The organism is Clostridium sp. USBA 49 (assembly GCF_900167505.1).
In the GTDB taxonomy this organism is placed as follows: domain Bacteria; phylum Bacillota; class Clostridia; order Clostridiales; family Clostridiaceae; genus Clostridium_AT; species Clostridium_AT prolinivorans.
Window position 1 is genome coordinate 1 of the sequence record NZ_FUYD01000023.1, and the last position, 11,418, is coordinate 11,418.

14 protein-coding genes and 1 pseudogene are annotated in these 11,418 nt (G+C 37.2%); 14 read left to right on the forward strand and 1 reads right to left on the reverse strand.

Translation table 11 applies throughout. The features are described 5' to 3' along the window. The coding region (locus tag B5D11_RS12275) for a helix-turn-helix domain-containing protein (protein WP_143327710.1) at nucleotides 1-245 on the reverse strand (245 nt) is incomplete at its 3' end. Between the two features lie 102 nt (nucleotides 246-347). Here B5D11_RS12275 and B5D11_RS12280 point away from each other — a divergent pair. From B5D11_RS12280 to B5D11_RS12345, 14 genes and pseudogenes are all read left to right on the forward strand, one after another. Then, nucleotides 348-581 (forward strand): annotated as a pseudogene (locus tag B5D11_RS12280) (LysM peptidoglycan-binding domain-containing protein); the annotation flags it as partial. 53 nt (nucleotides 582-634) lie between these two features. Continuing rightward, nucleotides 635-853, forward strand: coding sequence for an SHOCT domain-containing protein (locus tag B5D11_RS12285; protein WP_059031384.1), 219 nt, complete (start codon nucleotides 635-637; stop codon nucleotides 851-853). A 61-nt stretch (nucleotides 854-914) separates the two neighbouring features. After that, nucleotides 915-2,483, forward strand: coding sequence for a recombinase family protein (locus B5D11_RS12290; protein WP_078683303.1), 1,569 nt, complete (start codon nucleotides 915-917; stop codon nucleotides 2,481-2,483). Then, the gene (locus B5D11_RS12295; protein WP_078683304.1) at nucleotides 2,447-2,938 is read left to right on the forward strand and encodes a recombinase family protein; all 492 of its coding nucleotides are present in this window, start codon (nucleotides 2,447-2,449) and stop codon (nucleotides 2,936-2,938) included. The genes B5D11_RS12290 and B5D11_RS12295 overlap by 37 nt, the downstream gene beginning before the upstream one ends. Continuing rightward, entirely contained in the window at nucleotides 2,901-4,469 is a 1,569-nt protein-coding gene (locus B5D11_RS12300; protein ID WP_078683305.1) for a recombinase family protein, read from the forward strand. Before B5D11_RS12295 ends, B5D11_RS12300 begins: the two co-directional genes overlap by 38 nt. 135 nt (nucleotides 4,470-4,604) lie before the next feature. Continuing rightward, on the forward strand, nucleotides 4,605-5,006 hold the full coding sequence (locus tag B5D11_RS12305) for a hypothetical protein (RefSeq protein WP_078683306.1): 402 nt from the start codon (nucleotides 4,605-4,607) through the stop codon (nucleotides 5,004-5,006). A gap of 44 nt (nucleotides 5,007-5,050) precedes the next feature. After that, nucleotides 5,051-5,785 (forward strand): endonuclease III domain-containing protein, encoded by a 735-nt coding sequence (locus B5D11_RS12310; protein ID WP_078683307.1) that lies wholly within the window; start codon nucleotides 5,051-5,053, stop codon nucleotides 5,783-5,785. Between the two features lie 56 nt (nucleotides 5,786-5,841). After that, nucleotides 5,842-6,387, forward strand: a complete 546-nt coding sequence (locus B5D11_RS12315; RefSeq protein WP_078683308.1) for a LysM peptidoglycan-binding domain-containing protein — start codon at nucleotides 5,842-5,844, stop codon at nucleotides 6,385-6,387. Nucleotides 6,388-6,499: 112 nt separating this feature from the next. After that, on the forward strand, nucleotides 6,500-6,973 hold the full coding sequence (locus B5D11_RS12320; RefSeq protein WP_242942295.1) for a hypothetical protein: 474 nt from the start codon (nucleotides 6,500-6,502) through the stop codon (nucleotides 6,971-6,973). Between the two features lie 286 nt (nucleotides 6,974-7,259). Next, nucleotides 7,260-8,651 (forward strand): DUF6884 domain-containing protein, encoded by a 1,392-nt coding sequence (locus B5D11_RS12325; protein WP_078683309.1) that lies wholly within the window; start codon nucleotides 7,260-7,262, stop codon nucleotides 8,649-8,651. Nucleotides 8,652-8,706: 55 nt separating this feature from the next. After that, complete coding sequence (locus B5D11_RS12330) at nucleotides 8,707-9,279, forward strand: hypothetical protein (RefSeq protein ID WP_078683310.1); 573 nt, start codon at nucleotides 8,707-8,709, stop codon at nucleotides 9,277-9,279. 5 nt (nucleotides 9,280-9,284) lie between these two features. Then, nucleotides 9,285-9,929, forward strand: a complete 645-nt coding sequence (locus B5D11_RS12335; protein WP_014256612.1) for a plasmid pRiA4b ORF-3 family protein — start codon at nucleotides 9,285-9,287, stop codon at nucleotides 9,927-9,929. Nucleotides 9,930-10,292: 363 nt separating this feature from the next. Beyond that, nucleotides 10,293-11,096: a DUF5655 domain-containing protein gene (locus B5D11_RS12340; protein ID WP_242942296.1), complete on the forward strand. Its 804-nt coding sequence runs from the start codon at nucleotides 10,293-10,295 to the stop codon at nucleotides 11,094-11,096. A gap of 78 nt (nucleotides 11,097-11,174) precedes the next feature. After that, a partial coding sequence (locus B5D11_RS12345) for a transposase (RefSeq protein ID WP_180377018.1) occupies nucleotides 11,175-11,418 on the forward strand: 244 nt, incomplete at its 3' end.

Below are 11,418 nucleotides of genomic sequence, written 5' to 3' on the forward strand. Positions count from 1 at the left end.
TCTTTACCAAGAAGCTCTTTTATAATGGGTTCAAAAGCATCTATTTTGGATTTGCGATTTCTAGTGGTGGGTTTAACATATCCATTTAAATATTTACCTACGGTACGTGGATCAACGCCAAGTTCTCTAGCTATCTGACTTTTGTTTACTTTCAAATTGTTTTCCTCCATAATTAACTTTAATTTATGAAGATCTTCTAACTTATTTATCTTTATTTCAGAATGAACATCTATATGTATAATCATAATTACCTCCAATTTAAATATTGATAATTATACTATACATATAATCAATTTGTACATTCTTAAATGATCACTTTCTTACATTCTTATCGTATCATTTATAGCGGTCAAGAGATTGCAGGCATAAACACTTGGGTAGCAAAAGAAAACCTTGTAATTGTAAACAGCATTCCTGATAACAAGGGCAATAGAACCTATACAGTGCAAAAAGGCGATACCTTATGGAGAATAGCGGAAAAAGAACTCGGTAGAGGAACAAGATTTCCGGAGATTAAGAAACTCAATGGCCTGACTTCAGATACTATTTACCCCGGACAAGTTCTCAAATTGCCGGAATAACGATAAAGGACAGCCAATCGCGGCTGTCCTAAGTTTTTATAGGAGGTGCTTGAATGATAGAGGCGGCTAATCATTTACCATATAACCCGCAGGAAACGAACTATTCAAAGATAACACAGGAGGAAATTCAAAGAGAGGTTGATTACTGGCGGGCATATAAAATCCTGCAAAAGATGCTTAAGGCGGGACTGATTTCAGAAGAAGAATTCAACAAAATCGACAAGTTGAACCGCAAAACTTTCTCGCCGATGTATGCACAGCTTATGGCCTAATTAGCTTGCTATTAGCGGCACACAGAGGTAACATGTCACATGCCCAAAGGAGGTGAAAACAGTGAGAAAGGTAACAAGGATTGATGGAAACAATGCTCTCCAAGCTTTCAAGCCAAAGGTGAGGGTAGCGGCTTATTGCAGGGTTTCAACAGACAGTGATGAACAAATGGCAAGCCTGGAAGCACAAAAAGACCATTATGAATCCTATATAAAAGCAAATCCTGATTGGGAATTTGCAGGGATTTATTATGATGAAGGCATTTCAGGCACAAAAAAGGAAAACCGAACTGGACTTTTGAGACTGCTTGCAGATTGTGAAAACAAGAAAATTGACTTTATTATAACCAAGTCAGTCAGCAGATTTGCCAGAAACACAACCGACTGCATTGAAATGGTGCGAAAACTTACCGATCTCGGTGTTTTCATCTATTTCGAGAAAGAGAATATAAACACGCAGCGCATGGAAGGCGAATTAGTGCTGACAATTTTGAGCAGCCTTGCAGAAAACGAGTCATTATCCATTGCAGAAAATAGTAAGTGGTCTATCAGGCGTAGGTTCCAAAACGGAACATACAAAATTTCGTATCCTCCCTATGGTTATGATTATGTGGATGGAAAGCTATTTATCAATAAAGAACAGGCTGAAATCATAAAGCGGATTTTTTCTGAAGCTTTAGCAGGTAAAGGTACACAGAAAATTGCCGATGGGTTAAATATGGATAAAATCCCAACAAAGAAAGGTTCGCATTGGACAGCGACCACTATCCGCGGTATTCTTAGCAATGAAAAATATACCGGGGATGTCCTTCTGCAAAAGACCTATACAGATGAGAATTTTAAGCGGCATTATAATCGTGGGGAAAAAGATCAATACATGATAAAAGACCATCATGAAGCCATTATATCCCATGAGGAATTTGAAGCCGCCCAAGAGATATTAAAGCAAAGAGGAAAAGAAAAAGGTGTAATTAAGGGAAGCAGCAAGTATCAAAAACGCTACTCTTTCTCTGGGAAAATCAAATGCGCAGAATGTGGCAGCAATTTTAAGCGTCGAATTCATGGCAGCGGTGACCGTAAATATATTGCATGGTGTTGCACAAAGCACATAAAGGACGCATCAAGCTGTTCCATGAAGTTTATAAGAGAGGATGCGATCCATCAGGCCTTCGTTGTAATGATCAATAAGCTTATTTTCGGTCATAAGTTCATTCTAAGGCCATTGTTGCAAAGCTTAAAGAAAACAAATTACTCAGATAATCTAGCGAAGATTCAAGAATTGGAAACAAAAATCAAAGAAAATACAGAGCGAGTTCAGGTGATTATGGGACTTATGGCCAAAGGATACCTGGAACCCGCTCTTTTTAATACACAGAAAAATGAGCTGCTCAAAGAAGCGGTTTTATTAAAAGAACAAAAAGAAGCCATAAAACGCGCAATCGATGGGAGTCAGACTATCCTTGTTGAGGTTGAGAAGCTTCTTAAATTTGCAACGAAAGCTGAAAAGCAGATTGATGCATTCGATAGCAAAATATTTGAGGATTTTATTGAAGAAATCATTGTGTTTTCACAAGAAGAAATAGGTTTCAAAATGAAATGCGGGTTGAACTTAAGGGAAAGGTTGGTGAAATGATGAGCCATATACCTTTTGGATATACCATTCAGAACGGCAGGGCTGTAATTAATGAAGAGGAAGCAGTTAAGATTGAGAAAATATTTGAGGCTTACCTTTCCGGGCTTTCTTTAACCGAAGCAGCCCAAAAAGCGGGCATTAAGCGCTACCACACATCTATTGCAAGAATGCTGGCAGATAAACGGTATGTTAAGGATAAATTCTATCCGCCAATTATCAGCAAGGACACATTCGAAAAAGCACAACTGGAAAGACACAGGCGAGCTGAGGCACTTGGCAGGATTTATGAACATAAAGGAAATGAAAAGAAATACCTAAATTTTAGATTTTATGCTTCAATGCCAGATAAACTATACGATGATCCATTTCAGCAGGCAGAGTATGCTTATAGTCTTATTAAGAGCGAGGTGATTTTAGATGACAACCAGGAATGTTACGGTAATTCCTGCCCGTAAGCGAATTGGGAATAGTGCAAATGCCGAGGAATTACCTAAGCTTCGGGTAGCAGCTTACTGTCGTGTTTCTACGGACAGCGAGGAGCAGGCAACCAGTTATGAAGCGCAAATCGAGCATTATACAAATTACATTAAAAGCAATCCAGAATGGGAGTTAGCTGGTATATTTGCAGATGAAGGTATTACCGGAACTAACACAAAAAAGCGTGAAGAATTTAACCGGATGATAGAAGAATGCATGCAGGGCAAAATCGATATGATAATTACAAAATCTATCAGCCGGTTTGCAAGAAACACGCTTGACTGCCTGAAGTACATAAGGCAGCTTAAAGACAAGAACATCCCAGTTTATTTTGAAAAGGAAAATATAAACACAATGGATTCCAAAGGGGAAATCCTGCTGACCATCATGGCATCTTTGGCACAGCAAGAAAGCCAATCGTTAAGCCAGAATGTAAAACTGGGTATTCAATACCGATATCAGCAAGGAAAAATCCATATCAATCACAACCGGTTTCTTGGCTATACAAAGGATAAGGATGGCAATTTAGTTATCGTACCTGAAGAAGCTGAGATCGTCAAACGCATTTACAGAGAATATCTTGAAGGTTCCAGTATGCTACAGATAGCTAGGGGTTTGGAGGCTGACGGAATTCTGACGGGTGCAGGCAATCCCAGATGGCATACCAGCACCATCAATAAGATTTTGAGGAATGAAAAATATATCGGTGATGCGCTGCTGCAGAAAACCTATACGGTAGATTTTTTATCGAAGAAAAGGGTACCTAATAACGGTATAGTTCCACAATACTATGTAGAAAACAGCCATGAGCCTATAATCCCGCGTGAAATTTTTATGCAGGTTCAGGAACAGCTTGTCAAAAGAAGATGTGTGCATATAAGTAAGAATGGAAAGAAAAGAAACTATAGCAACAATCATCCTTTATCACAGATGGTTTTCTGCGGCAATTGCCATGAAATATTCCGCAGGGTACATTGGAATAATCGAGGGAAGAAATCAATCGTATGGAGATGTGTTAGCCGGTTAGAAAATACCGGTTTGTTTTGTACCGCTTCCACTATACTTGAAGATACGCTTAAAGAGAAAATTGTAGAAGCCATCAATGTAGCGGTCAGCGGAAAAAACTCTTTTCTGGCCATACTGAAGAAGAATATTGAAACCGTATTAAGCGTGGATTTGGATGAGACTACAGCAGACATTGATAAAAGGCTAGAAGAACTCCAAACCGAGTTAATCCAAAAGGCAAATTCAAAGGAAGCATACGATAATATTGTCAATGAGATTTACCGACTACGTGATCTAAGGCAAGAAACCCTTTCGAGAAACGCTCTCCGCCAAGATAAGCGGGATCGGATTGCTGAGATGACTGATTTCCTTAACACGCAAACCAGTGATATTGCGGAGTTTGATGATAAACTGGTTAGGAAACTAGTTGAAAAGGCAACTGTATATGATGACAGGCTAGTGGTAGAGTTTAAGTCGGGTCTGGAAATAGAAGTGAAACTATAGGATTTCAATATGATTGCCGCCAGTTGAGGAGGAAACCTTCTTAATTGGCGGCGTTTTTATTTTTATACAAATATATAAACAAATATATAGACAAATAAATATTTTTCATGTATAATTGTTATGAGGTGGTGAATTATGGATATTAGAATAGACAGCTTAATTCCCTTTGATTCATTGAAAACCAATATAGATCATGTATTCTCTGTTGTTGATAAAAACGGAAAAGTTGTTCTGCTTAAAGATAATAAGCCGGTTTATATAGTCTTAAAATACGATGAAAATAATTTAACTGATGTAGGAATTAGCATGAGCGAAATGCCTAACTATACGCTTCATGATGCTATGAGAATTGTCTTATCAGAGGCGGAAAACAAAACGATGCATGCTGCTGAACTTGCCGATGAGATATATAGGCGTAGGCTGTATTTAAAAAAGGATGGCAGTAAGGCGGAATATACACAGATAAGGGCAAGGTGCGGGCATTACCCTGATATGTTTGAAGCATTGCCGGGAAACCGTATCAAATTAAAAGATTAAAGTATAGCGCTAAGCATGAGGAGAAGCTATGGAAAGGTGATAATATGGCGGAACATTTGCTTGTAACAATAGGAAAAGCACGATTTAGTGATTCACAAAGACATCTTATTCCTTTTGTTAATGACATAGAACATGATAAATTTCTTAACGATATTGAAAACACGCCCCATGCTTTTGTTTTAGCCTGCTTGATGGATAGGCAGATTAAAGCGGAGCGAGCGTGGTCAATTCCCTTTAGAATAAGGGAGATTATAGGAAGCTTTAAAATTGATGATTTAGCCAGCGTTTCACTTGAAGAGTACAAGAATATTTTTAATAGAAATGTCTTGCATAGATTTAACGATACAATGGCAGAAGTGTTTTATTCTGCAGTTCAGGATATTAAAGTAAAGTATAATGGGGATGCTTCGCGAATATGGAGCAACAACCCTAGTAGCGCAAAAGTGGTTTATGAATTCTTGCAGTTTAAAGGAAGCGGCAAAAAAATTGCCACAATGGCGGCTAATATTCTTGCCAGACAATTTAAGATCCCGTTTTCTGATTATTACTCAATTGACATATCACCAGATGTGCATATTCTAAGAGTAATGCGACGGACAGGTTTGGTTGACAATAACGCTGATTTAGATTCAATTATCTATAAGGCAAGAGAGTTAAATCCTGAGTTTCCTGGGATTATAGATTTTTCATGCTGGGAGATCGGGCGAACCTGGTGCAGGCCGAGTAATCCTAATTGCAACGAATGTATTATTAATTCTGAATGCAAGAAGAGGGTTTAAACAATTTTTACATAATAAGATATATTTTGCGGCAGTTTGCCTTGGAGGTGATATAGTTGAAACGTATAAGTGTTCTACTTGTAATAGGACTGGTAATTATAATCCTTGCTGGCTGTGGAGGGGTAGAAACACGAGAAAAAATATTACCGGATGGTAGGAAACTTATAATTGATGCTGCTGGAAAAATCATATCTGATAGTAATCCTGAACCACTTGAAGGGTATACCTATGACGAACAGACAGGACGGTATGTTAATGAAACTACCGGCATTTGGTATATCGTTGAAAATGGGCAAAAGGTAATACCGCCCGAAGAATACTTTGATCCTGATGAAGTAGGCATACCCAGCGGTATAAATATTTCAAACCGTCCCGACGATGTATGGGAACTTAAAGAGGTACGTGAGGTAACCATTCAATCAGGAGATACGCTGGTTGATATTATCAACCCGTACTTTATGAATGAACATTACAGAATGAATTATGAATGGTATGCTAAACAGGTTCTGGAACTTAACAACATTACCGAACCTAACTTTATAAAAGCGGGAGAAACTTTAAAGATACCGATTTATATTGACAAAGGTGCAAAAGTGAACTAGTGAGTGGTAGCATGAAACAGTTAAAAAACGTGTTGCTGTTCTCTGCCTGGTTTCTATAAAAGACCGGAACAGGGTATTTTTATTATTGTTAAGCTGAAAGGGATGATAAAGATTGGCTCAAATACAATCATTGATGCGGGCTGTAATAAACTTTTATAATTTTAACAACAGAAATGCTCCCGTAGTAATCACAAGAGTAAAAGAACACGACAGTGAAAGAATGTGCATGGACAGACTAGAAAGAGCGATTTTTGACTCATGTGATGAAGAATGCAAGGCAACTCCATCAAGATATGCAATATGGGGAGAAGACGTCCGTAGCATTAGTATTTCTGCAAAAGAAGCAATGAAAAACGGGAACATCGAACAAGCAGAAAAATTAATGAATCAAGTTATTAATAGTATGGGCGCATTTATAGACGCTCAATTGATACTCAGCAATTTGCCTGGAAACATCAGCTTTGTAAAATCCAAAGATATTATTAAATCCTATATTGCCAGACTGCAAGAGAACAGCGAGGTGTCAGATTCTGAAAAGGACTATTTAATTGACAGCATGAAAGAGATAATGAATAGCATTGAGTAAAAGGATTGATTAACTGATGAGTTATTCATCATGCAATCGGAATCCGGATTCGAATTCCTTATGAAATATAGTTTGCGATATAAAGGTCTTCAAACCTGATGCCAAAAAACCTTTAATAATTAAATTTTATTATAGCAAAAGCTTCGAACATCGCTCTGGTAGTTATGAACATAGCTTGAAGTCTGAGAAAAGACTTGATGTTAACAATCATTTGAATAATTGGGACATGCTGAAATAGCGCATGTTTCGATTTGTTTAAGATTTAAATTATAGGTGGCGAACAAAAATGAAAATTGCTTTGATTTCTTGCACAAGTAGGAAAAAATCATATAAATGCCAAGCAAAAGATTTATATTCAGAAAGCTCGCGGTTTCAGCTGGCCTTTTCTTTTGCAAAGCTTATTGCAGATAAAATATTTATCCTTTCTGCAAAATATGGCTTAATACCAGAGAACATGATTATCGAACCTTATAATGAAACCTTGAAAGATAAAAGTACTCAGGAACGCCGTGCATGGGCAGAAATGGTGCTAAACGAATTAAGAAAGGTTTCAGATCTAGAGCATGATGAGTTTATTGTTTTAGCTGGTGAAGTTTATCATGAAAATTTGTTGCCCCATATGAATCATTTTTGGCTTCCTTTGAAAGGTAAACGTCAAGGGGAATGGATTCCAGAGTTAGAGAGGTTGATTAAGCTTGAAAAAGAATCGGATAAAACAAAGGTTCTTCATATGCTTTTTAATAGTTTGCCTCGTCTGGATTGGTCAATAATTAACAGTATTCCTTATAAAAATGGTATATATATAATGTTTGAAAAAGGCGAGAATTATCATGGTATGGATAGAATAGTCAGAGTAGGTACCCATAGAGGTCAAGACCGTTTGTTGCAAAGATTAAGAGATCACTTTGTGAAAGAGGATGCTGACGGTAGTATTTTCCGTAAAAATATCGGTAGGGCTTTTTTGAAAATGGCATCGGATCCATATTTACAAGTGTGGGAAATTGATATGCATAATTCTGAAAACGAAAGAAACTATGGACACTTAATAAATGAAGGGCTTGAAACTGAACTTGAGGCAAAAATTAGCCGATATTTAAGAGATAACATCACCTTTGTTTGTTTTCCGGTTGATAAAGAAGCTGAGCGATTGAGGTTAGAAGAAGGTATTATTGCATCACTAAACAGGCATTCATCATTTGGCCCGAGCAGCAATTGGCTTGGTTTGCATAGCCCTGTGCCTGAGATTGCAAACAGTGGCCTTTGGAATAGACAGGGTTTGCTGGGACAACCTTTATCTGATGAAGAATTAGAGCGGGTTGTGTGGCTTGCCAGATTTGGAAACGATAGTTACAGAAACAATACGGGGCATAGAGCACGTGTACAAAGAGCAAAAGATAGTGTCAGGGTGGCTGTTGAAGCTACGGGTTCACAAGGGAAAACAGCCGATGATGTAAGGCAGTATATAGAAAAATTGTTACAGGAAGCAAAATTGCGAGGCGAGGACTATATTGATTTGGTTTCAGGGGATATTCATAAGCAGATGGGTATGAAAAACAGGATGCCGCAGATATGCAGGATTATGTATGAGAAAATGATGCCTGGTGATGAAGTTTTACATACTACTCCCAGCGGTTATAGTTCGACTATAAAAATCAGGTATGACCTCAGAAATAGATAAGGCAAAGAAGTAGTGGATTAATAATGACTGCTATGTAGCAAAGAGGTGCGGAAAAGTGGCTGTTAATTATAAAAAATGCCCTAAATGCGGGTCTAAGAATTCGGTTAAAATTGTATATGGCATGCCGAGTTTTAAGCTTTTTCAGGAAGCTGAAGCCAGAAAAGTAAAATTGGGCGGTTGTTGCATTATAGAAGGCGGTCCGGAATACTACTGCAAGGATTGTAAAAATGAGTGGAACCGGGAGCAGGTGCTTGACATCATATACGGTCAGATTAAAGGGCTTAAAGCATCAGTGGGTGGTTACTTTGGCGGGTATTATCATGTAGATATTGATTTGAAAAATCTTAAAACTACATGGCTGTTCAAAGAGGGTGGTTCTGAAAAAACCAGTACAAGATCCATCCGAAATAAAACTGCAGAAGAATTCATTAAGAGTTTAAAAGAGATCAATCTGCTGAACTGGAAAGCAAAATACGTAGAACCCGGAGTCTGTGACGGGACTCAATGGAGCGTTGAAATAATTACAGACGGGAGAACCGTCAGAAAATATGGCGACAATAAGTTTCCAGAAGAATGGAGGCAGTTCTGTAAAGTGATTAAAAGAATAACGGGAAAGGAATTCAGGTGAAAGTGATGAAAGCCTTTCAGATAAAAATCGAATTAATTGATTCCGAACCACTAATATGGAGAAGGGTAGTTATCCCGGCGGATGTTACCTTCAGACGCCTGCATGACACAATACAATTTTCAATGGGTTGGCGGGATTATCATCTTTATGAATTTGAGTTTCCGCAGGAGAAACTCAGAATTACAAATGACGAAGAATCCTATGAGGTATTTAAATTTTACTCTGCCAAGTACAAAAGCAAAAAGCCAACAAGAAAGGAAGACCCTCATGGCATTATAGCCAGGATAATTGAAACAACCGTTAGACAGCCTCAAACGGTCAAAATTGATAACTATCTGGAAAAATATAAGACCCTTGAGTACATTTATGACTTTGGCGATTATTGGAGACATAAAATTGAACTGGAAAAAACCATTGAAGATTATGAGTTTGGTTACCCTATAATACTTGCAGGCGCGGGGGCTTGTCCGCCGGAAGATGTAGGTGGTTTTGGCGGTTACAAAGAATTTCTTGAAGCATGGAATGACCTTAAGCATCCGGAACATGAATCAATGCGGCAATGGGGAGAAAGCCAGCATTACAGGGAATTTGACATTGACTTTAGGAATGATCTGCTAAAGACATGCTTGAAAATCAAAAAAGTAAAGTAGTGGAGGAAGACGACTTATTCCTCAAGAGTCATATTTTAGGTTTCAATGGGCTATGCTGATATACTTCCTGCGTAGATATGTTCCCGTGAACAGCGATTTTTCAAAAATGTCCGAAAAACTCATTGACATGTTCCCGTAAACGTAAGGTTCAAAAAATTAGCCCAAGACATCAATCCAAGCGGCTCGTTCCACGTGGAGACGGTCGTAAAGCTGCAAAGGAAACACAGTTAGAACCTTGAGAAATCAGGGTTCTTTTTTGTGTAAAAAGTTATATGTTTCCAAACACGTAGTAAGGAAACGATGAAAGTGATATAATTAATCTGTATGAGAATGGAAACACAAATTTTCTTGGGAGAGGGTTAAATGGCTGATATAAAATTATTTAAAATAAATAATGGCGTAGAAGAATTGCCAGCTACATGGGTATCGCTTGAAAGAGAGTTACAAACATTGATTGAGCAGAATATGTCTACGTTCTTTGGGGTTACCTTTCTTAAAACCGAATATATAACTTCTAATGGCGGCCGTATAGATAGTTTAGGGATAGATGAAAATAATTGTCCTGTAATTTTTGAATATAAAAGAGCCAGTAATGAGAATGTAATAAATCAAGGACTATTTTACTTGGATTGGCTTTTAGACCATAAAGCGGACTTTGAACTTTTAGTTATGAAGACTTTAGGTAAAGAGTTTTCAGATAAGCTTGATTGGAGCATGCCACGTCTTATTTGTATAGCAGGTGATTTTACTAAGTATGATGAATATGCTGTAAAGCAAATTAACAGAAATATAGACCTTATTAGGTATAAAAAATTTGGAGATGAATTGCTGTTATTTGATTTGATTAATTCAAATGTAGCTACACCAATTAAAGATACTACTATAGAAAAGGTAGTGAAGCAAAGTACAGATAAAACCTTTGATGAACAGTTAGAATCAACAAGCAATAATTTAAGAGAGCTATATTATTCCATTAGGGATTATATTTTAGCACTTGGTGATGACGTAACTGAGAATAAATTGAAGCTATATAGTGCATTTAAAAAGATAAAAAATATTGCTTGTATAGAGGTAAGAATGAAAAGTATAATGCTATATTTAAGACTTAATCCAGATGAAATTATGGATTGTCAACACTTTTTGGAGCCTGCAAAAAATTTTGTGTAAACTGAATAAAAAGCACTCTTTCTTGGCAAGAATTTGGATAGATAATATACCAAATATTTACAAGAAGGAGTGTTTTTTATGTCGAATATTTCTAAAGAAATTTTAAGAAATTATGTTAATGAGCAGAACTTTAAAAGTCCTAATGATGTTTTAGATGCTATGAAAGAATTATTTAAAGAGGTACTGCAAGAAGCATTAGAAGCAGAAATGGATACACAGCTTGGATATGACAAGTATGATGTTACTGAAAAACAAACCTCAAATAGTAGAAATGGATACTCAAAGAAAACTATAAAAACTGAACTAGGACCAGTTGAGTTAA

Coding starts and splice junctions, on each gene's coding strand:
- B5D11_RS12340 (WP_242942296.1), top strand. CDS start 10,293: ATGGCTGATATAAAATTATTTAAAATAAATAATGGCGTAGAAGAATTG.
- B5D11_RS12300 (WP_078683305.1), top strand. CDS start 2,901: ATGACAACCAGGAATGTTACGGTAATTCCTGCCCGTAAGCGAATTGGG.
- B5D11_RS12305 (WP_078683306.1), top strand. CDS start 4,605: ATGGATATTAGAATAGACAGCTTAATTCCCTTTGATTCATTGAAAACC.
- B5D11_RS12295 (WP_078683304.1), top strand. CDS start 2,447: ATGCGGGTTGAACTTAAGGGAAAGGTTGGTGAAATGATGAGCCATATA.
- B5D11_RS12325 (WP_078683309.1), top strand. CDS start 7,260: ATGAAAATTGCTTTGATTTCTTGCACAAGTAGGAAAAAATCATATAAA.
- B5D11_RS12310 (WP_078683307.1), top strand. CDS start 5,051: ATGGCGGAACATTTGCTTGTAACAATAGGAAAAGCACGATTTAGTGAT.
- B5D11_RS12335 (WP_014256612.1), top strand. CDS start 9,285: ATGAAAGCCTTTCAGATAAAAATCGAATTAATTGATTCCGAACCACTA.
- B5D11_RS12285 (WP_059031384.1), top strand. CDS start 635: ATGATAGAGGCGGCTAATCATTTACCATATAACCCGCAGGAAACGAAC.